This window comes from Roseobacter sp. OBYS 0001 (assembly GCF_019654895.1).
GTDB classification, from domain to species: Bacteria; Pseudomonadota; Alphaproteobacteria; order Rhodobacterales; family Rhodobacteraceae; genus Roseobacter; species Roseobacter litoralis.
This window is the reverse complement of sequence record NZ_BPES01000002.1, coordinates 140,276-164,825: the sequence shown is the minus strand read 5'-3', so window position 1 is coordinate 164,825 and position 24,550 is coordinate 140,276. Positions and strand designations below refer to the sequence as shown.

General features: G+C 56.9%; 26 protein-coding genes. 9 read left to right on the top strand and 17 right to left on the bottom strand.

All coding sequences use genetic code 11. The annotated features are described in order from the left end of the window. Window positions 1-6: 6 nt before the first annotated feature. From iolB to K5Q35_RS06295, 4 genes are all read right to left on the bottom strand, one after another. Window positions 7-816: a 5-deoxy-glucuronate isomerase gene (iolB, locus tag K5Q35_RS06310; RefSeq protein ID WP_220798908.1), complete on the bottom strand. Its 810-nt coding sequence runs from the start codon at window positions 814-816 to the stop codon at window positions 7-9. Then, window positions 813-1,607, bottom strand: coding sequence for an ATP-binding cassette domain-containing protein (locus tag K5Q35_RS06305; RefSeq protein WP_013963894.1), 795 nt, complete (start codon window positions 1,605-1,607; stop codon window positions 813-815). Before K5Q35_RS06305 ends, iolB begins: the two co-directional genes overlap by 4 nt. Before the next feature lies 1 nt (window position 1,608). Next, window positions 1,609-2,709 (bottom strand): ABC transporter permease, encoded by a 1,101-nt coding sequence (locus K5Q35_RS06300; RefSeq protein WP_220798907.1) that lies wholly within the window; start codon window positions 2,707-2,709, stop codon window positions 1,609-1,611. A gap of 66 nt (window positions 2,710-2,775) precedes the next feature. Next, entirely contained in the window at window positions 2,776-3,702 is a 927-nt protein-coding gene (locus K5Q35_RS06295; protein WP_013963892.1) for a sugar ABC transporter substrate-binding protein, read from the bottom strand. Window positions 3,703-3,859: 157 nt separating this feature from the next. On the opposite strand from K5Q35_RS06295, the gene K5Q35_RS06290 reads away from it, so the two are divergent. Next, window positions 3,860-4,858, top strand: a complete 999-nt coding sequence (locus tag K5Q35_RS06290) for a LacI family DNA-binding transcriptional regulator (RefSeq protein ID WP_220798906.1) — start codon at window positions 3,860-3,862, stop codon at window positions 4,856-4,858. Window positions 4,859-5,048: 190 nt separating this feature from the next. Then, window positions 5,049-5,312, top strand: a complete 264-nt coding sequence (locus K5Q35_RS06285) for a hypothetical protein (protein WP_220798905.1) — start codon at window positions 5,049-5,051, stop codon at window positions 5,310-5,312. Here the strand turns inward: K5Q35_RS06285 and K5Q35_RS06280 are convergent. The 4 genes from K5Q35_RS06280 to K5Q35_RS06265 form a co-directional block, all read right to left on the bottom strand. Further along, window positions 5,309-5,974 carry a L,D-transpeptidase gene (locus tag K5Q35_RS06280; RefSeq protein ID WP_013963889.1) on the bottom strand — a complete coding sequence of 222 codons (666 nt, stop codon included), beginning with the start codon at window positions 5,972-5,974 and terminating at the stop codon, window positions 5,309-5,311. The two genes, K5Q35_RS06285 and K5Q35_RS06280, sit on opposite strands and share 4 nt — an antisense overlap. A gap of 123 nt (window positions 5,975-6,097) precedes the next feature. Continuing rightward, window positions 6,098-6,607, bottom strand: coding sequence for a peroxiredoxin (locus K5Q35_RS06275; protein WP_220798904.1), 510 nt, complete (start codon window positions 6,605-6,607; stop codon window positions 6,098-6,100). 178 nt (window positions 6,608-6,785) lie between these two features. After that, window positions 6,786-7,727 (bottom strand): DUF5666 domain-containing protein, encoded by a 942-nt coding sequence (locus K5Q35_RS06270; RefSeq protein WP_220798903.1) that lies wholly within the window; start codon window positions 7,725-7,727, stop codon window positions 6,786-6,788. Continuing rightward, window positions 7,711-8,565, bottom strand: a complete 855-nt coding sequence (locus tag K5Q35_RS06265) for a DUF6502 family protein (protein ID WP_220799135.1) — start codon at window positions 8,563-8,565, stop codon at window positions 7,711-7,713. Before K5Q35_RS06265 ends, K5Q35_RS06270 begins: the two co-directional genes overlap by 17 nt. A gap of 128 nt (window positions 8,566-8,693) precedes the next feature. Here K5Q35_RS06265 and K5Q35_RS06260 point away from each other — a divergent pair, with 128 nt between their 5' ends. Continuing rightward, on the top strand, window positions 8,694-9,200 hold the full coding sequence (locus K5Q35_RS06260; RefSeq protein WP_220798902.1) for a fasciclin domain-containing protein: 507 nt from the start codon (window positions 8,694-8,696) through the stop codon (window positions 9,198-9,200). A 443-nt stretch (window positions 9,201-9,643) separates the two neighbouring features. On the opposite strand, the gene K5Q35_RS06255 is transcribed toward K5Q35_RS06260, so the two are convergent. Further along, window positions 9,644-10,099, bottom strand: a complete 456-nt coding sequence (locus tag K5Q35_RS06255; protein WP_220798901.1) for a hypothetical protein — start codon at window positions 10,097-10,099, stop codon at window positions 9,644-9,646. A gap of 286 nt (window positions 10,100-10,385) precedes the next feature. Here K5Q35_RS06255 and K5Q35_RS06250 point away from each other — a divergent pair, with 286 nt between their 5' ends. Further along, on the top strand, window positions 10,386-11,924 hold the full coding sequence (locus K5Q35_RS06250; RefSeq protein ID WP_220798900.1) for a hypothetical protein: 1,539 nt from the start codon (window positions 10,386-10,388) through the stop codon (window positions 11,922-11,924). Between the two features lie 10 nt (window positions 11,925-11,934). On the opposite strand, the gene K5Q35_RS06245 is transcribed toward K5Q35_RS06250, so the two are convergent. After that, window positions 11,935-12,696 carry an endonuclease/exonuclease/phosphatase family protein gene (locus K5Q35_RS06245; RefSeq protein ID WP_220798899.1) on the bottom strand — a complete coding sequence of 254 codons (762 nt, stop codon included), beginning with the start codon at window positions 12,694-12,696 and terminating at the stop codon, window positions 11,935-11,937. A gap of 231 nt (window positions 12,697-12,927) precedes the next feature. Between K5Q35_RS06245 and K5Q35_RS06240 the strand changes: the two genes are divergently transcribed. Together K5Q35_RS06240 and K5Q35_RS06235 are read left to right on the top strand one after the other, a co-directional pair. Next, the gene (locus K5Q35_RS06240; RefSeq protein ID WP_013963881.1) at window positions 12,928-13,455 is read left to right on the top strand and encodes a FecR domain-containing protein; all 528 of its coding nucleotides are present in this window, start codon (window positions 12,928-12,930) and stop codon (window positions 13,453-13,455) included. After that, entirely contained in the window at window positions 13,407-15,278 is a 1,872-nt protein-coding gene (locus K5Q35_RS06235) for a CHASE2 domain-containing protein (protein ID WP_259650481.1), read from the top strand. The genes K5Q35_RS06240 and K5Q35_RS06235 overlap by 49 nt, the downstream gene beginning before the upstream one ends. Here the strand turns inward: K5Q35_RS06235 and K5Q35_RS06230 are convergent. Genes K5Q35_RS06230 through K5Q35_RS06215 form a run of 4 tightly spaced genes read right to left on the bottom strand, consistent with a single transcriptional unit; the run spans window position 15,275 to window position 19,201 of the window. Next, on the bottom strand, window positions 15,275-16,132 hold the full coding sequence (locus K5Q35_RS06230) for a sugar phosphate isomerase/epimerase (RefSeq protein ID WP_220798898.1): 858 nt from the start codon (window positions 16,130-16,132) through the stop codon (window positions 15,275-15,277). The two genes, K5Q35_RS06235 and K5Q35_RS06230, sit on opposite strands and share 4 nt — an antisense overlap. After that, window positions 16,132-17,283: a dihydrodipicolinate synthase family protein gene (locus tag K5Q35_RS06225; RefSeq protein ID WP_220798897.1), complete on the bottom strand. Its 1,152-nt coding sequence runs from the start codon at window positions 17,281-17,283 to the stop codon at window positions 16,132-16,134. Before K5Q35_RS06225 ends, K5Q35_RS06230 begins: the two co-directional genes overlap by 1 nt. 8 nt (window positions 17,284-17,291) lie before the next feature. Then, window positions 17,292-18,059 (bottom strand): 3-ketoacyl-ACP reductase, encoded by a 768-nt coding sequence (locus tag K5Q35_RS06220; RefSeq protein ID WP_220798896.1) that lies wholly within the window; start codon window positions 18,057-18,059, stop codon window positions 17,292-17,294. After that, window positions 18,056-19,201 (bottom strand): acyl-CoA dehydrogenase family protein, encoded by a 1,146-nt coding sequence (locus tag K5Q35_RS06215; protein ID WP_220798895.1) that lies wholly within the window; start codon window positions 19,199-19,201, stop codon window positions 18,056-18,058. The genes K5Q35_RS06220 and K5Q35_RS06215 overlap by 4 nt, the downstream gene beginning before the upstream one ends. A 144-nt stretch (window positions 19,202-19,345) precedes the next feature. Here K5Q35_RS06215 and K5Q35_RS06210 point away from each other — a divergent pair, with 144 nt between their 5' ends. Together K5Q35_RS06210 and K5Q35_RS06205 are read left to right on the top strand one after the other, a co-directional pair. Further along, window positions 19,346-20,362, top strand: a complete 1,017-nt coding sequence (locus K5Q35_RS06210; protein ID WP_220798894.1) for an aldo/keto reductase — start codon at window positions 19,346-19,348, stop codon at window positions 20,360-20,362. Then, entirely contained in the window at window positions 20,359-20,805 is a 447-nt protein-coding gene (locus tag K5Q35_RS06205; RefSeq protein ID WP_220798893.1) for a MaoC family dehydratase, read from the top strand. Before K5Q35_RS06210 ends, K5Q35_RS06205 begins: the two co-directional genes overlap by 4 nt. Window positions 20,806-20,914: 109 nt before the next feature. On the opposite strand, the gene K5Q35_RS06200 is transcribed toward K5Q35_RS06205, so the two are convergent. The 3 genes from K5Q35_RS06200 to K5Q35_RS06190 are packed head-to-tail and all read right to left on the bottom strand — an operon-like array spanning window position 20,915 to window position 23,574. After that, a complete protein-coding gene (locus K5Q35_RS06200; protein ID WP_220798892.1) occupies window positions 20,915-21,226 on the bottom strand; it encodes a Dabb family protein in 312 nt (103 codons plus the stop codon). 12 nt (window positions 21,227-21,238) lie between these two features. Beyond that, complete coding sequence (locus tag K5Q35_RS06195) at window positions 21,239-21,994, bottom strand: enoyl-CoA hydratase/isomerase family protein (protein ID WP_220798891.1); 756 nt, start codon at window positions 21,992-21,994, stop codon at window positions 21,239-21,241. Beyond that, window positions 21,991-23,574 (bottom strand): acyl CoA:acetate/3-ketoacid CoA transferase, encoded by a 1,584-nt coding sequence (locus K5Q35_RS06190; RefSeq protein ID WP_220798890.1) that lies wholly within the window; start codon window positions 23,572-23,574, stop codon window positions 21,991-21,993. The genes K5Q35_RS06195 and K5Q35_RS06190 overlap by 4 nt, the downstream gene beginning before the upstream one ends. 149 nt (window positions 23,575-23,723) lie before the next feature. Between K5Q35_RS06190 and K5Q35_RS06185 the strand changes: the two genes are divergently transcribed. Then, window positions 23,724-24,542, top strand: coding sequence for an aldo/keto reductase (locus K5Q35_RS06185; protein WP_220798889.1), 819 nt, complete (start codon window positions 23,724-23,726; stop codon window positions 24,540-24,542). Window positions 24,543-24,550 lie beyond the last annotated feature (8 nt).

Below are 24,550 nucleotides of genomic sequence, written 5' to 3'. Positions count from 1 at the left end.
TGAGCACTAGTCCGCGTCCTTTTGCGCGATCCAGTCGTGGTCAGGATCATTCTCGAACCGCCACTTGCGCAAGGGACCTGCCATCACGTTCAGGTAATACATGTCATAGCCATAGGGCGCGCCGCAGGGATGGTGCCCGCGCGGCACACAGACCACATCGCCATCGCTGACGGCCATGGTTTCATCAAGGCTGCGGTCGTCGGTATAAACCCGCTGCACGCCAAATCCCTGCGCGGGGTTCAGGCGGTGGTAATAGGTCTCTTCGAGATAGGTCATGCGGGGATAGTCGTCTTCGTCATGGCGGTGGCTGGGATAGGACGACCAGTTGCCAGCGGGGGTAAAGACTTCGGTGACCAGCAGGCTGGAGGCCACGTCGCGACCTTCCATGGCGATGTTGTTGATAAACCGGGTATTCTGGGCCTTGCCGCGTGGTGTCAGTTCAATCCCCTCAGGTCCCAAGCGCGCCGCTGGATAATCCGCGATACAAGGTGCGCTGCAGATTGCCACGACGCAATCGGTTGTCGCTGTGGCGGTCCAGTCGCTTTGTCCGGGCACGTAAATGCAATGCGGCGGCGTGCGGTCAAACACCGACATTCGCTCACCCATCTCACCAAAATCGGACCCCGCGACAGAGAGGCGGGCTTTGCCTTCGACCAGGACGATAATAACCTCCCGATCACCCGTTTCCTCTGCCGCAGTCTCCCCGTGAGACAGGTGGTAAAGACCAAAGCCAACATAGCCCCAGCCCGCGCGTTCCGGCGTGATGTCATGCACCTTTCCGGAACGGCCCATTGGTTTGTGCAGGAGTGCGCTCATATGGTCCCGCCAAGCGACCCTTCGAGTTTGGCCATTTCCTGACCGCCCGCCATCAGGTCCTGCAACTCATCCGGTGTGATGTCGCCCCGCTTTGCCGTGCCGAGAGTCTTTCCCCGGTTCAGCACGGTGAAGCGATCACCCACAGCCATCGCGTGACGGACGTTGTGGGTGATGAAGACCACGCCGATCCCGTCCTTGCGCACGCGGTCGATGGTCGCAAGAACATTGGACGTCTGACGCACCCCCAGCGCGGATGTGGGTTCATCAAGGATCAGCACCTTGGCCCCGAAATAAACCGCACGTGCGATGGCCACCGTCTGGCGTTCCCCGCCCGACAGAGTGCCAACCGCCTGATCCGGCGCACGCAGGTTGATGCCCATCTTTTTCATCTCGGCCATGGTGATGTCGTTGGCTTCATCCGTATCAAAGCGTTTGAAAAGCCCTGCGCCTTTTGTCGGCTCGCGCCCCATGAAGAAGTTCCGCGTCACTGACATCAGCGGGATCATCGCGAGGTCCTGATAGACCGTGGCAATGCCTGCTTCCATAGAATCACGCGGGCTGGCAAAGCTCATTTCCGACCCTTCGAACATGATCCGGCCTTTGGTGGGTTTATGAACGCCGGACATGGTCTTGATGAAGGTGGATTTCCCCGCGCCATTGTCCCCCAGCAGGCAGTGGCATTCCCCGGGCAGGATGTTGAAAGAAACCCCGGCAAGGGCAATCACATTGCCGAAGTGTTTTTCGATATCTTCCATCTGAACGATGGGTGCGTCTGTTGTTTGCGTATTCATATCAACGCTCCCCCGTGACGCGTTTGCGGATCATGTTGTTGAAGAGAACAGCAACCAGAAGCATGCCGCCCAAAAAGACGAGATACCAATCCTGATCAATGTCCGTGTAGGTCAACCCGATCAGTACCATCCCGAAAATGATCGCGCCAAAGAAGGCCCCAATCGCGGAACCATACCCACCCGTCAGCAGACAGCCCCCGATGACCGCCGCGATGATCGCCTCGAATTCCTTTTGGAACCCGCGCCGTGCGTCGGTTGATCCGCTGTCGAGCACGGTGATGATGGCCACAAGCGCCGCGCAGGTTGCAGTCACCATGAAGAGGATCAGCTTGACGCGTTTGACCGGAACACCGGAATTGGAAGCCGCATTGGCATCCCCGCCTGATGCAAAGATCCAGTTTCCGAAAGGTGTCTTTTGCAACACATATGTGGCCAGCAAAGCGATGATGACAAACCAGATGATCTCAACCGGGATACCGGTGACTTTTGGCGTGCCGTTGCGGAAGGTATCGATCATGCCCATCTCTGCCAGCTTGGTGAAAAAGCCGGGAAAGGCGTCACCCGAAAAGATCGGCGTCAGCCAGTCGTTTTCTGTCGCATCGCGCACACCGCGCAATTGGGTGGATCCATCGGTCGCCCATTTCAGCCCGACGAGAGACAACCCGCGAAAAATAAACAGAAACGCCAGTGTCACGATGAAGGAGGGCAGGCCCGTTGCCAGAACGATCTGCCCGTTCCCCGCGCCCACGGCGGCTGCAAAGATCAGCGTGGCGGGAATGGCGATGATCAGGGGCAGTCCGAAGGTCACAACACAGGCCCCGAAAAACAGACCCGTAAAGGCCACCATGGACCCTACGGAGAGGTCGAACTCACCGCCAACCATAAGCAGGGCCGCGCCAATCGCGAGAATTCCAAGCTGCGATGCAGGGGACATGAAGTTCATAAAGCCAGCGAGAGTGAACATGGCCGGGTCAGCGGTAATCAGGAAAAACACCGTGACCAGAATGACCCCGGCAATTGCACCCAGTTCAGGACGTTTCATCATACGCGAAAAGAAGGACTCTTCCTTTATGCGCTCGTCAACGGCGGCATCTGTGGGCATTTTTCCCTCCCGAAAAATGTATGTATTGAAAAAAGCGGGGCCGTGTGGGCCCCGCTTTAAGTGCGTTTAGCGAATGCCCTTGGCGGACAACTCAACCACTTGTGCGGCCTTGTCAGCCGTGATCAGGTTTGGACCCGATGGGACGTTGCCGCCCGGGATCAGACCGTATTGCGCATGCAGCGCCAGAAACGCGACCGGCAGATAGCCCTGCAGGTATTGTTGTTGGTCGATTGCAAAGGCGGCTTCGCCTGCTGCGACGGATTCAAGGAAACCAGCGGAAAGGTCGAATGACCCAACCCGGATGCTGCCTTCACCGCCAACGGCTTTGACGGCTGCAACCGCAGGCTCGCCAGCAAGTGATGCGCCCAGTGCCATGACCGTGTCGATGGATTCGTCGGAATCAAGCGAGGCCTTAACCTTGGCTTCGATTTCTGATGGATCGTTCGTTGTTGGCAGTACGATGACTTCACCACCGAAACCTTCGGCAAACCCGGCGCAACGATCATCAAGCGATACATTGCCAACCTCATGGTTCACGCAGAGGGCCTTGGTGCCGCCCATTTCTGCCATCTTTTCTCCGGCGGCCTTGCCCGCGTCGAATTCTTCCTGTCCGACGTGCAGCAGCGCGCCCAGACCTTTGGACACGTTAGAGCCGGAGTTCATGGAAATCACGGCGATACCCGCTGCAACGGCCTTTTCGATGGATGGGCCAAGCGCATCCGCATCGGGAATCGACACCACGATGCCATCGGGTTCCTGATTCACCGCCGCGTCGATCAACTGGCTCATCGCCACCATGTCGAATGTTTCCGGGGCGCGATATTCAACATTCGCACCCGTATCGGCAGCTGCTTTCTCAACACCGTTTTTGACAACGGACCAAAACGGATCAGAGGCCTGACCGTGGCTGACGACAATAATGTCTGTCGCGAGCGCAGGCGTCGCAATGGCCAGAGCGGCCGCGGCAAGTGTGGATTTCAAGAAATGTTTCATTGTTCCTCCCAGAACTGGCAATTTTGAGCCTAAACAAAGGACGTTTTCCTACGCCTTCGGCAGGAAGAAAGCACAGGTTCAATATTTTTGCAACCGGTTGCAAGAAATCAAAGCCTGTGATCAGATTGAGCCGTGCTGCTGAGAGTAAAAGGTCGGAATGAGTGTAACTTTAAAAGATGTGGCCGAACGGGCCGGTGTTTCGCGCTCTGCGGTGTCGCGCACGTTTACCGTGGGGGCATCGGTCTCGCCAAAAACCCGGGCCAAAGTTGAGAAAGCCGCAAACGATTTGGGCTATAGCCCCAACGCGCTGGCCTCGTCCTTGACCACCGGGCGCACCAAACTCATTGGTCTGATCTCGAACAATTTTCACAACCCGGTGTTTCTGGAGGTCTTTGACCTTTTTACGCGGTGCCTGCAGGACCGTGGCCTGCGTCCGCTGCTGGTCAACCTTACCGATGAAACGGATCCGGCCAATTCGCTGCGGCTTTTGCGGCAATATTCGGTTGATGGGGTGATTGTCGCCTCGTCCACCCTTTCCCAAGAATTCTCGCTGGCCTTTCAGAAATCGCAAATACCCGTGGTGCATTCATTTGGTAAATTTGCTCATGCGCCCCGCGTCCATGTTGTCGGCATCGATAATATCGAGTGCGGACGTATGGCAGCGCGCACCCTGATCGCGCGTGGTTACAAGAGGCTGGGCTTTCTTGGCGGTCCGGCTGATGCAACGTCGACAATAGACCGCCGCACAGGTTTTCTGGAGGTGATCCGGACGGCAGATGATGTCACCGTCTCAGACAGCTTTGCCACTGCCTATTCCTTTGACGCCGGGCGCAATGAGATGCTTTCATTACTGCAGAATGCCCCTGCCGAGGCCTATTTCTGTGGCGACGACGTTTTGTCGATCGGCGCATTAACCGCAATCCGCGAGGGCGGCATGCGCGTCCCCGAGGACATTGGCATCATCGGCTTAAACGACATGGAAATGTCGCGCTGGCAAAACATAGATTTAACGACGATCCGTCAGCCCATCCCTCAGATCATCGACAGCTCGGTCGAGCTGGTCATGGCAATGCTGGAGCAACCTGACCGTCACCCCGAGGCCCGGCTTTTTGCCTGCGAAATCATTGAGCGGGGTACGTTGCGCGCCCTGCCGTAGGGGCGGATGGTGGAATCAGGTGAAACTGCGCGCGCGCCGTTATTTTTCGCTCTACATGCGCTGACAATTCAATCTTAACGCATTTTGTGTCAAATTGATCGCAGGACAGGCGAGCAGTTCCTTTAATTTTGGGCTGGTAGTCTGATGTTGCGCAGGTACTCTGCGTACAGAGCGGTTATAGGAAAGAGCTATGAAAAGCAGGCTTATTTTGCTGATTATTGGATTGTTTGGCCTTGGTGCCTGTACCGCTACGACTGGCGGAAATGCCGGCTTCATTCGAAACCTGCCCGAAGAAATCGTTGCAATGGCAGCCCCGAACCAGGATTTGAATTCGGTTCAGCTGAAAGAAGCAGACGGCTGTTACTGGTACCGACATTCCGGCCCGGTTGAGACGACAATGCTGCCTTTGCGCACCGCCGAAGGGCGGCCCATTTGCACCAGACCGCAGGCCTAGCTGTTTGCCGTTACATAGGATTCGGCAGGATAGAGATGTGCAGTAGCGCCCGGCGACACCTCTTCGTAAAGACCGATGATATGCGCCATGACCATACGCACGCATCCGGAACTCGCCCTGCTGCCGATGGATCTGGGTGACGGCGTGCCGTGAATTCTGAGATAGGTGTCACGGTTCCCTTCGTATAGATACAGCGCCCGCGCCCCAAGCGGATTGCCCGGTCCACCGGGCATTCCGTCGGCAAACTCAGTATAAAGCTCCGGATCGCGGCGGATCATATCAGCCGTTGGCGTCCATTTGGGCCAGCGCGCCTTGCGCCGGATTGTAAAAACGCCCGGTTCATACAGATTGCCCCGCGCAATCGCGACGCCGTAGCGCATCGCAGTACCATCGCCCTGAACGTGGTACAAATAGCGCGCAACTGCATCAACGTGGATATCGCCGGGCACAAGCCCGCTGTTTGCCTCAACCCGAACGGGCAAAAAGCGTGGATGCAAACCCCAAGGGTTCGTTGTGGCAGGGTTGTAATTTGCCGGTGTGACCCGCGCATCCCATGCCGACCAATTGCTGCTTGCCGATGCAGCGGTAGCGCTGGCCGCCCCCAAGACTGACGTCGAAAACAACGCCGTAGACGTCTGCAGAAAATGTCGCCGTGTCAGCATCTCAAAATATCCCCTCATTAAAACTCTGTGCGGGTGTAAACCAAAATAATTTACACTGGCTAAATCGATTGTGGAATGGGCAGAAACACGTATCACACAGAAGTGCGTTTCTGCTACTTTTGATCATGCCGTGCCGCGCACCGGGCGGTCGTTCTCAATGTTGAAGATCATGCCGTCCAGCAATTCTTCAAGATCAGGCCGTGCCGCGGGTCCGTTCGAAATTTCAACCAGCATCAGGGTGCCATCGGGTCGGATTGCAAATGCGCCCGGCTCTGCGAAAACACGATCTGTTTCGGTTTCTGACAAGGGTTCTGACACGTAAAGGCCCAAGGCGCGCATCTGGTCTTCGCTCAAATCGAAACCCAATTCGAAGTTCCAGCCAAATTCTTTTTGATCGTCCAGCGCTTTTTGCCGTGTATCGGCAGAAACCACGGCGACATCCATTCTGTCGGTCCATGCTGGCAATACCGCATTCAGCTTGTTGAGGAACCGCTTGCACCGGGGGCAATGACGTCCGCGATAGACAAACAGCATGCTCCACCTGTCTTTGGGCTGTCCCAGCGTGATCGTTCCGCCATCGACGGTAGGAATTGTTATCTGTGCAACGGCAGTGCCCGGATTTGGTTTACTCATTGTATTTCCTTTTGAATGCGTCGGTCCGTTACATAGGGTCACCGGTTCAGATGCTGTTTGCACCGACCAGAGTGTGGCGGTTTCAACCGGATACAGCAACCGGGTCTGGCCTGTGCATCACCATTTGTTGAAGGGAAACCGTCCGGTTTGTGCACAGACAGCCCCGCTCCGAGCCCATTCAAATCTCAATAACCGGTCCGTCGAACCCTTCAGAAATGCCACGGTTCAGCAGTTTGCGCCGCGCATCCATGTCTTCGGGCACAATATACCCTCTGGACGCGCCAAACAGACCGTCATAGCGTCCGAAATACACCGCGCGCCGAGCGCCGATAGATCCGAGGGAAACATCGCGGGCGAAACTATGACCGAGCCCCGCAATCCTGAATCCTGGTTGGGTGTTGATGGGTTCGAGATACCCCTCAACGGACAGGTTTCTCAGACTGGTGGCACGGGCAAATCGTCCATTCCCGATACTCTGGACATTAAATCCCTCGTCGTTGGAGGTTCCCATAACTGCCGCATATTGCCCGGTCATGAGCCTGACCCCTTGTGCGTCAAGGCGCACGCTGCCAATCCCGTTGATGCCCTCGTCCACAGGGGTGATGGTGCCCGCGATCATGTCTTTGTCCATCCCTGCCGGGTCAATCCGGCTGGCGATGACACCAGATGCTGACCACACACCGCTGACAGCGACGCGAGTACCTGTCAGTGTATGGGCATGTATCGCACTGGGCGCTTGCACGGAAACGCCATTCACATGCAGAGCGCCCTGATGCGCGCGCAACGTGCCGATCAAAAGATGGTTGACAAAGACATCCTTTGCCACAAGCCTGTCACCACGTCGCTGTGCATAAACGGTCAGGGACATGCCCGGCACCAGAGCGTCGAGTGAGGTCGCGCCAAAGCTGGTGGTGTATCTGGTTGTGCGGGCCACATCGACCGTGACGCCATTGATCAGCAGACTGCCAAAACCCGTGAGAACGCCAACGATACCGGTGCCTCCGATGCCACCTTCAAAGGGATCATTGCCGGCGCGCGTGACCACGGCTGGTGCGCAAGAGGCCAAGAGGACTGTCGACCCCAGAAGCGAAAGGATGTCCCTTCTAGTTTTCTGTCTCACTTGTTTCGTCCTTTGGTTTGGATGGATCAGCGCCTGATGGTTCCCGGTAAAAGTAAACGCCTAACCGGTATCGTTCTTTTGCTCCCGTCCCATCTTGGTCGGTTTGCTGCAACACACTGCTTTGTGCATTGAGCGTCTCGAGCATATTTTGCGCCAGTTGACCTGCGTGTTCTTCGATCTGGTCCACAGACGCGGGCGACAACCGATTGTAAAACACGGCACGTTCCAGAAAGGGCGCATCCTCCGAAAGCAGATTTTGTGAGGCGGCTGCAAGGTGATCACCAACATTGGCGGCAAAAAACACCAGTTTGTCGTGATCAGACCTTGGCCCTGCGAACGCACCCTCACTTATTCTCAACAGTCCGTCGGCGCTTTCATGGACCAGATCCTGTCGGGTGAGTTCGTCAAGAATCGTGCGCGGTCGGATGTCCGTATTGATTTCGCGAACGAGTGCTTCGAAGTTCGGGCTGTTATCGGATGTCTTGGGCAGGCTTATGGGCTGGCCTGTGTCATCCTGATACTCAGGGCGCGTCATCCATTGGCTTAGGACTGTCGCGAAAGTCGCGGATTTGCCGCGCGCCGTTTTCCACGCATCATCATCGCTTGATAGAATGGCACGCACATCCCGACGATGGACTCCGGTCAAAAGCGACACCCGACTGTCTGTCGGGGCCGTGCCGCCAAGGCGAAACTCCTCATAGGCGACATCGACATAAACCGACTTGAGCAACTTATAAAATGCAGGGGCTGTAACGCCGCGACTGATCAACGTGCGCACAAGCGGGCGCATCAGCCCTTTGAGCAGCAGCAAAAACCCATCTGATCCGGTCGCGTTCATCACGTGAGACTACCCAGTGTAAAAAAATTCCACAAGATCGTTGATTGTTGAAGTATGCGCGTTATTTGGTTTTGTGTGAAAATTACACACGCACTGTTTTATGCAGTTGGAATGAAAGGAAATGACGAATGGTACACATGATTTCACGGCGCGGCGCGCTGAAAGCAGGAGTTGGCTTTGCAGGGCTGGCGGGTCTGTCGGCCTGCGGCATGACGACAAGCAGGACACCCGATATTGTTGATACGGCTGTGGCCGCCGGATCGTTCACGACGCTGGTTGCCGCGGTCCAAGCCGCAGGACTTGTCGAGACGTTGAAATCTCCCGGACCTTTCACTGTCTTTGCGCCGACGGATGAGGCATTTGCTGCTTTGCCTGCTGGTACTGTTGAAAACCTGCTCCTGCCTGAGAACAAAGATAAGCTGGTCCAAATTTTGACCTATCATGTCGTTTCAGGTCGGGTTCCGGCGGCTAATATCATTGGCAAGCGCGGATCCGTTGCCACCGTCGAAGGCAGCGATCTGCACTATGACGGCCGTAATGGCGTCAAGATCAACAAGGCGACAGTGATCAGCCCGGATGTTATGGCGTCCAACGGTATCATCCACGTCATTGACGGTGTTTTGCTGCCCAGCTGATCAAGATATGACCCTTTTGGCATGGCGCAGGATGCCTTTGGGCCAAGACGTCAAAATAAAATGCCAGTGCAATGACACGCTGGGGGCAAATGACTGACCCGCAAGTCTTTGTGGTTCAGTCCGTTCCTTGTAAAAAAGCGTGCATCATAGCAGCTATTTTTTGCCGAAGCCTCCGTCTGGGGCTTCGGTTTTTTGTAGCGTGCCTGCGCCATTCCCCCCTTAGAGACCATTGAGATAGCGCAGGGCGCAGAATCTGTCTTCTGTTCGAAAGTCTTTGGCAAAGGATCGCAACTTTGCGAATGCGTCCGGGGGTAAATATGGGTCAGTCCCGTGGGAACGCTTCAATGCAGTTTTGTGGGATTAGGGGGTGAGGCACGTGTCCTTGCCGGTCACTCTAAGGTCACGTTGCCCCCCCGGTGGTCGCTCACGAAAAAACCCGCCCTTTATTGTTCGGTGGAAGAGTAATCCGGCTTGGCCATGAGGGCTTCGTTGTAAGCTGGGTTATCGAGAATCGCATAAAGAGACGAGACAATCCGCCATGTGTTGCCATGCCGTCGGATCACCGAATAAACGGGATAGGGTTGTGCCTGTTCTTGTCCATTCGCGCCAAGCAGGCTGGAGACATGCGTTGAGCCGATCGTGTCAGCATCCAGAAACTTTGCCGATACCACGGTACGAGCGAAATCGACCACGCCGCAGTCATGTAAATGGCGCCGCACCGAGTTGAACGTATACTGAAACTCAGCCTCGGTCGTGATCAATCGCCGCCCGTCAACGGTTTCCATCATCTGGGGGAGCCTGAAACACTCACTGAACATCTGAAAATCCGCCTCAAGCAAGGCTTTCCCTGTGATGTAGAGCAGTTCTTCGGCGATGGATTCAGCGGCGCTATTTTGCATTACTCAAGTTATATTCAAATACTATGTTGTTTATCAAAGCGTCTTGCCCCGCCGTCAAGAAATTCTGATGTGTTTGCGTGGTTCGGTAAAAAATAAACACGTGATTGCAATTTATGCTATGCTCTGAGGTGTATTACGATAATTCTATTCAATCCTAAGGCAATAGCTACACGTAAAGACATTTTTGGTCAGATCTTATGGTAGTAACTTTCCACCTGATGAAGCCGCGTTTTGCCTTGCGCAAACGCATTACCGAGATTGTCCGCCGCACGGCAAAGGACCGATGATGAGCAGGGATCAGGCACAACCTGCGGATCAGACGCAAGCGCTGCAAAACATCTTTGACACCCAGCCATGGTTTGTGCGCATTGGACGTCGTTTCTGGGGTGTTGACCCTTTTGTCGTGCTGTTCATTGCGCTGTTTCTGGGCGTTGTGCCGATCGTTGCTGCTGTTTACGTGCTGAACCTTGGGGATGTGACGCATTATATTCTCAGGGGTACGGTCGAGGCAGCGCCTTGTCCGGACGATCTTGTTGGAACCGACCAGTGTCTTGAGAAACAGGTCGGCTATGGTCACGCGCTGAATTGGTGGCCAAGCCTGTCCATCATGATGCCCTTGGCGTTTTTCTTTGCGTTCACCTCGGTGCAAAACCTCCAGCGCACATTTCGTCAGATGATCCAGGACCGTATGTTCTGTAACCGGGACTGGCAGTTTGATCTGTCAGACACATCCAGTGAGATGAACCGGGGAGTATCCCGGATGGTGCGTTTGATCTGGACGTGTTTCTCGCTTGCCGGGATGGTCGTTGCCTTGCTGGTCGGCACGGTCGTTGTTCTGGACTGGTATTGTGTGGTGCATATGCCGCTGATGACGGGTGATTTGCTCACGGCATCGGGGATCACGATTCCTGCTGTTTGTCAGGATACATCCGGGCAGGAAGTCGACTGGTCCATAGCGGCCATTTTTGCGCAAGCCACGCAGATCACAGCCCCTACCGACATGCGCAGCCCGTCGTTCGCAATGAACTGGGGGTTTTCCGCTTACGTATACGCCTTGCTGCTGGTCGAGTTATGCCTGCTGATGATCTACTACTGTTACGTGCTTGCGCTCGCGCTGACGATTCAACGCCTCAGAAACGGTGCGTTTGACCTGTGGTTGGTGCCAAAACTGTCCTCGCAGGACCCGAATGGGCGTATGGGGTTCGAAAACCTTGAGCAGATTTTTCGCCCCTGCATCTATGTCACGATCATCAGTTTTCTGGTCGCTTTTGCGATGCGCATTCAGAATGAGTTTCTGCGCCAGACTGAGTTTGAAAACATCTATCAGTTCCTGTTTCAGGATTTCATCGTTGCATTGAGGGACATGTTCACCCCGTCTTTGGAGAGTTTCGCAGGGTTTTTCGCCGATCTCTTCGGGGACATCCAAACCTTTACCTCTGCGATTGATGTGACCGGTTTTCGGGACCCCAATTCCCTAGTCGGCGGCCCTCTCGTTCTGATCGTTTTGTCGATGGTCACCGTCGTGCTGGCGGTTGTTCTGCGAGATACCGCAAAAGAGGCGCGCGACAGGGTGAGCCGTGCGCTGGACGATCCGGATAAAAAACAGGCCGTGATTAATTTCTATGGGCTTGATGAGGCAGCGCTGCGCGACAAACTTGGTGATATGAAAGTCTGGCCGTTGAGTTGGCCGAAAATGCAGCAATCCATCAGGATGTTGATCTTGGGCGTGGTGTGTTTTGTGCTCTATCAGGTGGCGTTTATCTGGGCAGGGTTGATGCTGATCCAGATGCTCAAAGGGAAACTCGGACGCGAAGTGGAAGGGTAAGCCGCCATCCTCATGGGTTGATTTCCAGCGAGAGAGGTCTGTGGTCGGACCCCCACAGGCGTCTTTCTATGACCGCAGTTTCCACCGTGATATCGCGAGTAAACAGCTGATCCATTTGCAGGCGGAATTTAGGAAAAGTGACTCCATGTACCGCAGGCGCGAAACCCCGCCGCTGAAACCATGCGTTCAGCGCTCTGCGTTCGAAAATCAGCCAGTCCTTGGGACGATAATGCAGGGGGATGGCCAGAAGCGGCGCGAGCCATGGCACGGCGTAACTGTTGAAATCACCTGCGACGAGGCAGGGGCCTTCGCAATCAAAATGACTTTGCGTTTCAGCCAGTTCCGCTTGCCGGGCCGAAGGTGACACACCCGCACTGGTGTGGAGATTGACAACCCTGAAGGGGCGCGCGTCGGGGGCCATCACATCGACCGATAGGCTGTCCAGAAACTCGACCCAGCCCGCATGGCGCGCCCAACGGGTTGGCGCAGGTTTGGACGTATCTGAGTGAAACAGGATGGTTTCGCGTCTCGTGGGAAACCTGCTCGCGATCACAAGATGGCATAACTCGCCTTTTAACGCATAATCCCGCGCGACACTCACATATGGAAAACTGGCTTTGATCACGGCGATATGCGCAGGCAACGCCTCTTGAAAAAGCGCGATGTCAGGATTGAGTGCTGTCAAAGCGTCTGCAATACGTGCGGCGTCAGGGTTTTCATTAAAAACGTTCCAGCTCAGAACGCGCAGTGGTTTTTTCTCTGATCCGGTCAAAAGGGTCTCCAAAGCGGCGCGCTGTGCGATCTATACACGCCAAGCCCGCAATTTCGAAGGTAATGCTGCATAGTTGCCCAACTGATGGATGCCCTTCTCGTCTGACGCGAATTGAACTGGCTGGCAGGGCTGCTTTGCATTAGGCTGAACAGATCACAGGTTATGAACCCGAAAACGGTTTTGGGTTTGCACGTCCGTAGTTTGATTTCAAAAGACCAATAGGAAATGCGTATGTATTACAGATGGAAATCCGCGCGCCCAACCATCGCCCTTGCTCTGGCCTGTATCAGCCTGATGATTGCAGCGGTGCCGGTGCAGGCCGATCAGGCGTGCGCGTGGTCCGCGCTCACCAGTCCCAACCGGCAACAGATCACCTGCGGCGATGCGCTGGTGGTAGAACGCGAATCCGGCGCAGAGGTCACGATTTTTGAGCGGGCAGGGGATGCGCCGCCACGGGAAATTGAACTGAAAAACGGCGCAATCCTGATCGAGGTCACGCCCGGCAGTGCGCCAACCCAAATTCGCACGCCCCATGCTATCGCTGCTGTGCGGGGCACCACCTATGTTGTGGATGCAAGCCAAGACAGTACATCGGTTTTCGTGATCGAAGGCAGCGTGTCTGTCAGCAAGGCGTCCGATGCGTCAACCGTAACGCTTGGCCCGGGCGAAGGTGTTGATGTCGGGGATGCGGTTGAGTTTGCCGTTACCGCGTGGCCCAGCGACCGCGCGGCATCCTTGCTCTCCCGATTTGGCAGATGACATCGGGCCGGGTGCGCCAATGGGCCTTGCCCCTTGGTGCTGTGACTTTGGCGCTGTTCTGGGTGTTGACCCTGATCATCCCCTATATGTCCGGCCGCGCGGGTTTTTTTGACCCGCTCGAACATCGCCTTTTGGATGTACGGCACGTCCTGGTTGGACCACGCGCAGCCGCGTCAGACATCGTGATTGTCGCCATAGATGATGAAACGCTCGCTGCCGCTCCGGCGGAACTGCAAAGCCGGCGGCAGCTTTTGGCGCGGATCATTTCGAATATTGCCCAAAGCGATGCGCGGGCTTTGGCCTTGGATGTTTTGCTTGCCGATCCGGGACCCGCGCTTGATGATGCAGCGCTTGCGGCGGCGCTGGGTGAAATCCCTTCATCTATCGCGGCGGCGGCACGCTTTGGATCAGAAGGCACGACCGCCGACAGCATCATCTGGCCGCAAGCTGCATTTGGTGTGGTCGCCGAGGCAGGTCTGGTCAACCTGTCCACCGACGCCAGCGGCACACCGCGATATGCGCCCCTGTTGATCGAAGTGGAGGGCAGCCTTGTCCCCTCTCTTCCTCTGCTCGCAACGCTTTCCTTCAGCGGCGAGAATGCGGTTTTCGGTGAGACGCAGCTGACTTTGGGTGCACGGGATATCCCCTTGGATTTCGGCTTTAACATGCCGCTGCGCTATCTCGGGCCTGAAGGGTCCGTGCCCACCTACAGCGCGCGCGATCTGATCAGTGGCACCGCGCCGGACGCTTTGTCCGACAAGCTGGTGGTGCTGGGCTTTTCGGCCTCTGCCATGGGGGACAGGTTTGCGACCCCCTTTGATGAGAACACGCCGGGCATGGAGGTGATCGCGACCGCGATTTCACAGCTTAACGGCGGTGAAACGCTGAGGCGCAACGCGCAAACGCGTCAGTGGGACGCCGCGTTGGCGATTGCGTTGACACTCTTCTGTGTGGCCAGCGTGCTATTCTGGCCGTTGTCGCGCGGGGTCCCCGTTGCTGCCGTGTTTGTCTTGATGTTCCTTGCGTCCATCACGCTGGCGTTTGCATCGGGCCTTTGGCTCAGCGGGGCGCTACCGCTTGCTGCCGCATTGCCGCCCGCGATGGCCGCGTCCGGCCTGCGCTATATGCAGGAAAACCTGCAGGCCCGGAAATCTGAACGATCTGTCGCTTCGTTACGCCAGTTTCAATCGCCCGCCCTTGCGGCGAGAATTGAAAGTGACCCCAATTATTTGATGGAACCTATTGAACGGGATCTTGTGGTGCTCTTCGTAGATCTAACGGGTTTTACAGGCCATTCGCAGCGCCTTGGGCAGGATGGCACGCGAAACCTGCTGGCGATGTTTCACAAGCTGACCGCCCAAACGGTTGAGGCGCGCGGCGGCAGTGTGTTCAACTATATGGGCGATGGGGCTTTGGCGGTGTTCGGGCTGGAACCGGACCGGCACAAATCATACGCCGACGACGCTCTGGCCAGTGCCTTTGATCTGGTACATGCGCTGTCGCGCCAATCGCTGCCGCAAACGCCTGATGAGGCATTGTCCTGCCGCATCGGGTTACACAGCGGACCGGTGACTCTGTCGCGTCTTGGCGCGCAAAGCCACCAGCAGGTGACCGTGACAGGGGATAATGTGAACCTTGCCAGCCGTTTGATGGAAGTGGCCAAGACGGAAAAGGCCGTTGTGGTTGCGAGCAGCGATTTTGCCGTCGGGTTGACGGATGGCGGTCCGCAGGGGTCAGCCTATACCACTGATGTTACCATTCGCGGACGCGATGGGCGCGTGCAGGTGCTAGTCTGGGCCGCAGACGCGCTGGAAAGGTCCTAGCAGAGGCTGCGGAACCGCTGCGCAATCACATCCAGCACTTCATTTGGGTCCCGTTTCCACCAGTCTTCGGCGCTGAATACCTCGACCTCGCAATATCCTTTGTACCCGGTATTCTCGACCAGCTGGCGCAGCGCTTTGAGGTCGGCCACACCATCGCCCATCATACCGCGATCCAACAGCGTATCCCGCGTCTCAACCCGCCAGTCACATAGGTGGTATCCCAGCACCTTGCCCTTGGCGCGCGGCATCGTTTCGGCCAACGTGCTGTCCCACCAGACGTGGTAGACATCGATCGCAAGCCCTACGTTATCCAATCCGATCCAGTCGCACACCTGCAGGGCATCCCTGACGGTGAATATGCAGCTTCGGTTTCCACCAAACATCGGATTGAGCGGCTCAAGCGCCAGTTTCACATCGCGCGCGGCGGCATATTCAGCGGCGCGCGCCACCCGATCCGCCACGCGCTTTTGGCTTTCCAACGGCCCTTTGGTGCCGGGGTCGATCCCGCCCGTGACAACCGTTAGCACTTCGGTGCCAAGCCCGGCGGCCATGTCGATGGACGCATGAAAATCATCCATGATCGCGGCGTCATCGCCCGGTACCAAAGGTCCTGTCAAAAATGGCGAGCGGCACAGCCCCGCCACCTCCAGCCCGGCAGCGCGGACGCGATCACCGATCTGCTGCGCGGATGCACCAATTTCGCGCCGCCAAAACACAATGCCACCGAAGCCGCGCGCGCCACAGGCATCAATGACGGCTTCAGTCGACCACCCGGCCCCATAGCCGTCGAGGTTGTGACCCAGCGTTGCGGTATTGAGCGCCAGCGCCGAAAGGTCTTTCGAAAAATCACGCATCACAGGACTCCATAGATGGCGAGCAGTCTTTTCATTCGTGCCACCGCCAATTCCGGGTCCTGCAACAACCCACAGGCATCGGCCTGTTTAAAAATCGTCACGAAATCAGGCAGGGGCCGCGCCGCCTGCGCCCCGTTCAGCATGATGAAGTGATCCTGAAACCCGTTCAGCCACGCCAGAAAAACCACACCGGTTTTGTAATGCTGCGTGGGGGCGCGGAAAATCTGGCGCGCCAGCGGCACGGTCGGGTCCAGCGTGGCCCGGAACTGCGCGGCATTGCCCTGCGTCAGCTGCGACACAGCATGGGTCGCAGCGGGGGCAAGCGGGTCAAAGATGCCCAGCAGCGCGTGCGAATACCCCATCTCGTCGCCCTCGATCAGTTCGGGGTAGTTGAAATCGTCGCCCGTGTACATTTTGACGCCCTCCGGCAGGCGTCGCCGCATGGTGATTTCCTTGTCCTTGTCGAGCAGTGAAATCTTGATCCCGTCCACTTTGGACGTGTTCGCGGCGATCATGTTCAGGCAGGTGTCCAGACAACCCTCAAACGTGCTGCCCCCCCAATACCCCGCCAGCTGCGAATCAAACATCGGCCCCAGCCAATGCAGGATCACCGGGTGATCGCAGGCATCAAGCACCTTGGCGTAAACGCTCAGGTAATCATCAGGGCTTTGCGCGACACGGGCCAACGCGCGGCTTGCCATCAGAATGATGCGACCATCCAGTTTCTGGATCGCTTCGACCTGCTCCAGATAAGCGGCGATCACATCATCAAGGGTGTTCGCGTCCTGCGGGGCAAGCTGGTCCGTGCCGCAGCCATTGAAGACCAGCGCGTCGGGGAGTTCGGATTTTGTGCGCGCGATCAGTTCCAACGCGCCCGGCCAATCAAGACCCATCCCGCGTTGGGCGGTATCCATCGCTTCGGCGATGCCCATGCCCAACCCGGCAAGGTGGCGACGAAATGCCATTGTTGCGTCCCAATCCACGGTCGCGGGTCCCAGTGGGTCATTTGATGTAAACGGATCCGCCACCACATGCGCCGCCGAAAACACCACGCGCGCCGCATCGGGTGTCAGCGTTGCCTGTGCAATTGGCGTGCCATGCAGGGCGTAATCGCTCAGGGTACCATCAGGATCAGGAAGCGCAATTTTCATGGAAAACCTCAAAAACGGGGAACGAGCATGCCTGCATCAGCCGAAATCACCTGACCGGTGGTATAGGGAAGTTTCCCGGACGCGAGCGACGCAATGATCATGCCCACTTCATCGGGTTGACCCACGCGGGGAAAGAGCGTCAGACCCTCGCGCGCGCGCGCCTCATATTGCGCGATCACCGGGGCTGTCATCTCGGTTTCAATCAAACCGGGCTGCACATCGTAAACGGCGATGTTTTCAGGCCCGAGGCGCACGGCCAGCGTTTTCGTCACCATCGCGGCAGCGGCTTTGGACACACAGTATTCCGACCGGGGTGTCGCCACGGCAATGGCATTGGCAGAGCTGATATTGACGATGGAGTGAAACAGCTGCGCAGGCCGGGTCCGGGCGCACAGGCGCTTGGCAAAGCACTGCGACAGAAAGAACACCGCTTTCGTGTTCACGGCCATGCAGCGATCATAGCTTTCTTCTGTGACGTCCAGCATGTCACCCCGATTGATCACACCGACACCCGCATTGTTGATCAGTGTCGTCAAAGGCCCAAGCGCTTCTTCGGCCTGTGTCAGGGCCGCTTGATGCGCGGTCAGATCGCTGACGTCAAACGGGACGGCGACACTTGGCACGCCTATCTCTTTGATCGCTGCGATGGCTGCGGCCAGTTCATCGTCATCCTCCGGACCGTTCAGGGCGATTGCAAACCCCTCGCGGGCCAGCGCCTTGGCGGCGGCCAGCCCTATCCCTCGGGATGACCCGGTGACCAATGCAACCTGTCTCATGCATCCGCCCCTTTTGCCAAAAGCTCACGCGCGATGATCATGCGTTGAATCTGGTTTGTCCCCTCGTAAATCTGGGTGATCTTTGCATCGCGATACAGCCGTTCCACCTCAAACCCCTTGATGTAGCCTGAGCCTCCGAAAACCTGCAACGCATCGGCAGAACGTGCAACCGCCATGTCACCGGCAAAACACTTTGCCATGGAACAGGCCTTGGTCGCATCCGCGCCGATGTCGATTTTATGGGCCGCCGAATGGGCGAGCAATCGCGCCGCCTCCACGTCTTTGGCGATATCCGCAAGTAACCACTGCACCCCCTGAAATTCCGAGATCGCCTTGTCGAATTGCCTGCGCTGTGCTGCATACTCAACCGCAGCGTCAAGACCGGCCTGACCGATCCCGACCGCCAGAGCCGCGATACCCACACGGCCCTTATCAAGGACAGACATCATCATGTGGAAACCACGCCCCTCCGCACCCAAAAGGGCGTGAGCTGGCAGTTTCACATCATCGAAATGCAGCGGCCCCACCGGTGATGCACGCTGACCCATCTTATGTTCCTTGGGACCGCGCGCCACGCCATCAGCGTGCAGATCCACCGCGAAAATCGACATGCCGCGATGCCCGGCCTCAGGATCGGTGCGGGCCAGAACAAAACCCAGATCGGCGACAGGCGCGTTGTGAATCCATATCTTGCCGCCGTTGAGCCGCCATCCCTCCCCGTCCCGCACGGCTGTTGTGCGGATGCCGGACACGTCGGTGCCCGCTTCGGGTTCGGTAATGCAGTAGGCAACCTTGGTTTTTGCCGCGAGGATATCAGGCAGCCACATGTCGCGCTGTGCCTGTGTGCCATGCGCGACCAAGAGCGTGGTAATCAGTTCGACCAACCCGCATTGATCCGCAACAGAGGCATAGCCGCGCGACAGTTCTTCCATCACGATAGCATACGCCAGCGTATCCATGCCGGGGCCGCCCATCGCTTCGGGTACACAAATGCCGAACAATCCCAGCTGCGCCATCTGCGCGTAAATCTCGGCTGGAAAGCGTTCGTCGCGGTCCAGTTCTTCGGCTACGGGACGGATCACGTCATCGGCAAACTGGCGTGTCATCTGACGCACCTGGGCGTGTACTTCAGTCGAAAACATTAGGGCCCCTTTCCTGCGTCAAATAGTAACCGTTCAGTTACTATTAGGAAGTCAGCCAACAGGCGTCAAGCGATTCAAGACTTGATTTGCGCTGCCTGCGCCGCCACAATTAACCATATGGTTACTTAGTCGGAAGGATATGGGATGGACCCCGCGACAAAGAATAAATTCGGCCGGGTTGATCTTGAGGTCACCGCGTTCGGGTTTGGCACAGCTCCGGTGGGCAACATTTTCCGCGAGATTGACGAAGAGACATCCGACGGCATGTTTCAGGCGGCATGGGATTCAGGCGTCCGGTATTATGACACAGCCCCCATGTACGGCCACGGCCTTGCCGAACTGCGAACAGGCCAATCGCTGCGGTGGAAAAACCGCGATGATCTGGTGCTGTCATCAAAGGTGGGGCGCCGCCTCATTCCCGCAAAGCGGAGTGATATCGACTTTGCGCCATGGACGAACGCGGCCCCTTTCAATCTTGAATTTGACTATACCTATGATGGCACAATGCGCGCCTTTGAAGACAGCCTGCAACGGTTGGCGCTTGAGCGGATGGATATCTGTTTTATCCACGATATCGACGTTTTTACCCGTGGCGACGCGCAGCCAGACGTCTTTAAACAGGCCATGGATGGCGCGTGGAAAGCGTTGGCCAAATTGCGCGATGAGGGTGTCGTTTCAGCGATTGGCGTCGGCGTAAACGAATGGCAGGTCTGTCAGGCGGCCCTTGAGGCGCGTGATTTTGACTGTTTCCTGCTGGCCGGGCGCTACACACTGCTGGAGCAAGAGGCGCAGGATACGTTCTTGCCGATGTGTGAAGCGCGCGGTGCCGCAGTCGTTGTCGGTGGTGGCTTCAACTCCGGAATTCTGGCAACGGGTGCTCGTGAGGGTGCCAAATACAACTATGCGCCCGCCCCTGCAGAGATCATGGAGCGCGTCGCAAAGATCGAGGCGGTATGTGCGGACCATCAGGTGCCATTGCCCGCAGCGGCCTTGCAATTCGTTGTCGCACACCCCGCAATTCCATCCTTTATCGCAGGCACGCGGACCATCGCGCAGTTGGAGCAGAACCTGAATTGGTTCCGCCATGAAATTCCTGCCGATTTCTGGGCCGAGCTAAAACACGAAGGGCTGCTGCGCACCGACGCGCCGGTGCCGGTATGAACCTCTCGCCGGGCAGGTACGGGTATCACGATCTGGCAAGCGGTGATTGCCTCGTGACAAGCGCACGGGTGATTACGACGGAGTTAATAGACGATTTTGCGCGTGTCAGCGGCGATACCTACGAAATCCATATGTCGGACGCGGCTGCGCAGGCCAAAGGGTTCGAACGGCGCGTCGCCCATGGATTGTTGGTTCTGGCCGTCATTGATGGATTGAAAAACAACGCGCCAGCCCGTTTTGACGCGCTGGCCTCACTGGGCTGGACATGGCGGTTCGTCGCGCCGGTTCTGGCCGGTGATACGATTTCTGCAAAGTTTGTAATCCGTGAAAAACGCCTGACCGCAACCGGTAAGCGCGGCATTACAAAGATCACGGCACAGGCCATGAACCAGCATGGTGACATTGTTCAGGAAGGCGAAAACGGTCTTATTTTCGACCTTTAGAGCGTTTGACGAAATACCTGAAACATCAAGTATCACGTAACGCGTTGAAATCTTTGGTTTCAGGCAGCGTTACGTGATTCAGGTTTTTCGCATGACGCTTTGGGCCCGTTTACAGCTCGACGTCACAGACAAACACGCCTTCTGCGCCACCCTCAAGTGTTGCGACGATGCGTGCCCCGATGGCCTGATGTTCCGGATCGACCAGATATGCGTCCCGCACAGATATGTCGCGAAAGTCGAACCAGAACATGTCGAGGAATCCGCGCACGAGCGGGGTTTCGACCGAGACGTTCTTGCGGTGCTGAAAATCCACGATGCCGTCTATATGACCCGAAAGGCCCGAGAGAGCATCATAGAGAGACATCTTTTCAGCCTCGGTAACATCCGCGCGAAAACGCAGGTGAACAAAATGTCGGATCATATCTGTGTCCTTTCAGGAGAAATCTGGTTTTCGTTTTTCGCGAAAAGCCGACAGGCCCTCGCGCAATTCATCCGTGCCCGCTGCGATACGCCCTGCCAAAGCCTCAGCGATACGCTCCGGGTCTTCGCGATCTGCGGCATTGATCAGCATCTTGGTCAGTTTCGTCGCCTGCGGCCCACGGCTCAGCACACGCGCGGCGAGACCTTCTGCCAGAACATGCGCCGCACCCGTGGCAGTCACATGATCGACGAGGCCCAGACGGTGGGCTTCTTCAGCGTCAAAAACTTCACCGAAGAGCGCCATGCGACGGACGACTTGGCCACCAAACCGGCGTACCGCACGTTGTGTGCCAGACCACCCCGGAATGATACCAAGCCCGGTTTCCGGCTGACCGATCTTGATGTGCTGCTCCGCGATGCGCAGGTCGGCGCAGGCAGCCAGTTCTAGGCCGCCACCGAGCGCGTGACCGTCCAGTTGTGCGATTACCGGCACGGTCAATCGGGCCAGCGCATCGAACGCGATGTGCCCATCCCGCACCCAATGATCCCCGAAGGCTTCGGGCGTTTCACCGGCCCAGGCTTCGATGTCGCCACCTGCACAAAACGCTTTGCCCGCGCCCGACAGGATCACGATGCGGGCGGTGCTGCGTTCGATTTCCCGGCATCTGGTGGCCAGCATATCGCACATTTCAGCGGTAAGCGCGTTCAGTTTGTCCGGTCGGTTCAAAACCAATCGCGCGATGCCATCCTGAACGCTTAGATCAATCATGCCGACAAACGCCCGGCCAGATCAATCGGCGCGTCGCGGAACAAACCGGCATCCATGACCTTGAGGTCCGGTGCCACGCGCAGAGGCGTCGCCGCCTGACCAACCACATCCCGGTCAATATCGAGGCCGGGTGCAATTTCGGTCACGATCAGACCCTGTTCGTCCAGCTTCATCACGCAGCGCTCGGTGATATAGGTGATGTCCTGCCCCTGCGCGATGGCGCGTTTGCCTGAGAAAGACACCTGATCCACCTGATCAACAAATTTGGCTACTTTGCCCTCTTGGTCGATCACGATTTCGCCGTTCTCGATCCGCATTTTGGCCCCGGCATTGAACATCCCCGAAAAGACGATTTTCTTTGCGCGTGCGGTGATGTCCACAAACCCGCCCGCCCCCGCAGTGCGGTGCGGCACCGCTGACAGGCGCGAGACATTCACCGACCCATCCGCGCCAACCTCGAGGAATGACAAGAGCGAGCAATCAAAGCCACCCGCCTGAAAATAGCAGAACTGATGCGGTGAGGAGACAAAGGCCTCGGCATTGGCCGCGCAGCCGAATTTGAAATCAAGCAGCGGCACACCCCCGACTGCGCCCTGTTCGATCATCCAGGTGACGTCATTGTGGCAGCCCTCTTCAACGAAAATACGCGGTACATTTGCCGATATCCCGAACCCGATGTTCACTGCCCAGCCGCGTTGCATCTCGAGCGCAACACGGCGCGCGATCACCTTGCCGATGTTGAAATCCACAGCGCTGAAACTGTCCATCGGTCGGGTCAATTCGCCTGAGATCGCCGGGTCATATTCCGTTGCGGTGGTTTGTAACTGATCCGGCGCCTCAACGATCACATCGACCAGAATGCCCGGTACTGTCACATCATGGGGTCGAATGGACCCCGCCGCCGCAATCCGCTTGACCTGTGCGATGACCGTGCCCCCGCTGTTGCGCGCGGCCAGTGCCATTTCCATCGCCCCAAGGTAGGCCCCCTCGTGTTCGAAACTGAGGTTGCCGCGTGTATCGGCGGTTGTAGCGCGGATGATCGCCACGTCAGCCTGGATCGATTTGAAATAGAGCCATTCCTCGCCCTCAAAATCGCGCAGCTGAACGATCGGTGTCTTGCGCGCCTCACCGTTCATCGCGCAGCCTTCAAGCCGCGGATCGACAAAGGTTTCCATACCCACTTTGGTCAAGACACCCGGCCGCTTTGCCGCCCCCTCGCGCAGCATGTCAAAGACAATACCGGACGGTACGTTATAGGCTGCGACCTCTTCGGCCACGATCATCTGCCATATCAACGGGGGTTCCGCCTTGGTCGGACCCGACGGATAGGAGCCACCAATAATCCGCGATAGACAGCCCTTTTTCGCGATGTGATCCACGCCCTTGGTGCCAAAGAAATCACCCGCCGCGATGGGGTGAATCGTGGTCAGGTTCCGTGGGTGCCCGACCACGTCAAATCTCTCGCCGATGCCCTTCAGAACGGCATCGGGACAGCACAGCCCGCTGGAGGAGTTAACTGCCACAGTGGCACCATCGGGGATGAGGTCAGCCGCATCGCGTGCTGTCATAATCTTGGGCATAGAAACTTCCGTGGCATTGCAGCGATGTATTTTAAGTAACTGTTTGGTTAAAAGACTATGCCCACAATCCACCATACGATCAAGACTCTTTCATACTTTCAAATAAGTAACTATTAAGTTACAAATATCCTCGATATGAAAGGCGCGTCATGAACATCTATTTCAAAAATACAAACCAACGGTCTTTTGGTACTTATCCTCTCAAAGGTGCCGCATGCAGAGACGCCATTCTCACTGCCGCCGAAGTTGGCTATCGCGCGTTTGATACCGCGCAGATGTACAGGAATGAAGCCGAGACCGGTGCCGCTCTGAAAGAAACGGGCATTCCGCGTGATACGCTCTGCGTGACGACAAAGGTGGAGAATGATAACTTTGATGAGGGGAAATTCCTCGCCTCTGTGGAGGCAAGCCTGAAAGCCTTGCAGTTGGATTACGTGGACGTTTTGCTGCTGCATTGGCCGCCTGCGGATTTCCAGATCGAAGGCTCGCTGACCTTGCTGGAACAAGCACATAAACGGGGCATGGCCCGCAACATTGGCGTGTCGAATTACACAGTCCAGATGATGCGCGATGCGACCAAGATTATCGAAACGCCCCTTGTGACAAATCAGATCGAATTCCACCCGCTGCTGAACCAAGACGTCATGCTGGCCGCCGCATCCGAAACCGGCATCCCGCTGTCGTCCTACTGTTCAGTTGCGCGAGGTGAGGTGTTCAAACATCCGATCTTTGCCGAGATTGGCGCAGGCTATGGCAAAACCGCGGCACAGGTCGTGCTGCGCTGGATCCTGCAAAAGGGTGTCAGCATCAACACGATGTCCACCAAACCCGAGAATATCGCGGCGAACTTCGATGTGATGGATTTCACGTTGTCCTCGGTCGATATGACGCGGATCGAGCGGATGACGCATATGAATTACCGCATCGTGAGCAAGGATATCGTGCCATGGGCTCCCGATTTCGACTGACCCGGATG

Bases quoted from the DNA above. Each gene is read 5' to 3' on its own strand.
- iolB (WP_220798908.1), bottom strand. From the start codon at position 816: ATGAGCGCACTCCTGCACAAACCAATGGGCCGTTCCGGAAAGGTGCAT.
- K5Q35_RS06305 (WP_013963894.1), bottom strand. From the start codon at position 1,607: ATGAATACGCAAACAACAGACGCACCCATCGTTCAGATGGAAGATATC.
- K5Q35_RS06300 (WP_220798907.1), bottom strand. From the start codon at position 2,709: ATGCCCACAGATGCCGCCGTTGACGAGCGCATAAAGGAAGAGTCCTTC.
- K5Q35_RS06295 (WP_013963892.1), bottom strand. From the start codon at position 3,702: ATGAAACATTTCTTGAAATCCACACTTGCCGCGGCCGCTCTGGCCATT.
- K5Q35_RS06290 (WP_220798906.1), top strand. From the start codon at position 3,860: ATGAGTGTAACTTTAAAAGATGTGGCCGAACGGGCCGGTGTTTCGCGC.
- K5Q35_RS06285 (WP_220798905.1), top strand. From the start codon at position 5,049: ATGAAAAGCAGGCTTATTTTGCTGATTATTGGATTGTTTGGCCTTGGT.
- K5Q35_RS06280 (WP_013963889.1), bottom strand. From the start codon at position 5,974: ATGCTGACACGGCGACATTTTCTGCAGACGTCTACGGCGTTGTTTTCG.
- K5Q35_RS06275 (WP_220798904.1), bottom strand. From the start codon at position 6,607: ATGAGTAAACCAAATCCGGGCACTGCCGTTGCACAGATAACAATTCCT.
- K5Q35_RS06265 (WP_220799135.1), bottom strand. From the start codon at position 8,565: ATGAACGCGACCGGATCAGATGGGTTTTTGCTGCTGCTCAAAGGGCTG.
- K5Q35_RS06260 (WP_220798902.1), top strand. From the start codon at position 8,694: ATGGTACACATGATTTCACGGCGCGGCGCGCTGAAAGCAGGAGTTGGC.
- K5Q35_RS06255 (WP_220798901.1), bottom strand. From the start codon at position 10,099: ATGCAAAATAGCGCCGCTGAATCCATCGCCGAAGAACTGCTCTACATC.
- K5Q35_RS06250 (WP_220798900.1), top strand. From the start codon at position 10,386: ATGAGCAGGGATCAGGCACAACCTGCGGATCAGACGCAAGCGCTGCAA.
- K5Q35_RS06240 (WP_013963881.1), top strand. From the start codon at position 12,928: ATGTATTACAGATGGAAATCCGCGCGCCCAACCATCGCCCTTGCTCTG.
- K5Q35_RS06230 (WP_220798898.1), bottom strand. From the start codon at position 16,132: ATGCGTGATTTTTCGAAAGACCTTTCGGCGCTGGCGCTCAATACCGCA.
- K5Q35_RS06225 (WP_220798897.1), bottom strand. From the start codon at position 17,283: ATGAAAATTGCGCTTCCTGATCCTGATGGTACCCTGAGCGATTACGCC.
- K5Q35_RS06220 (WP_220798896.1), bottom strand. From the start codon at position 18,059: ATGAGACAGGTTGCATTGGTCACCGGGTCATCCCGAGGGATAGGGCTG.
- K5Q35_RS06215 (WP_220798895.1), bottom strand. From the start codon at position 19,201: ATGTTTTCGACTGAAGTACACGCCCAGGTGCGTCAGATGACACGCCAG.
- K5Q35_RS06210 (WP_220798894.1), top strand. From the start codon at position 19,346: ATGGACCCCGCGACAAAGAATAAATTCGGCCGGGTTGATCTTGAGGTC.
- K5Q35_RS06205 (WP_220798893.1), top strand. From the start codon at position 20,359: ATGAACCTCTCGCCGGGCAGGTACGGGTATCACGATCTGGCAAGCGGT.
- K5Q35_RS06200 (WP_220798892.1), bottom strand. From the start codon at position 21,226: ATGATCCGACATTTTGTTCACCTGCGTTTTCGCGCGGATGTTACCGAG.
- K5Q35_RS06195 (WP_220798891.1), bottom strand. From the start codon at position 21,994: ATGATTGATCTAAGCGTTCAGGATGGCATCGCGCGATTGGTTTTGAAC.
- K5Q35_RS06190 (WP_220798890.1), bottom strand. From the start codon at position 23,574: ATGCCCAAGATTATGACAGCACGCGATGCGGCTGACCTCATCCCCGAT.
- K5Q35_RS06185 (WP_220798889.1), top strand. From the start codon at position 23,724: ATGAACATCTATTTCAAAAATACAAACCAACGGTCTTTTGGTACTTAT.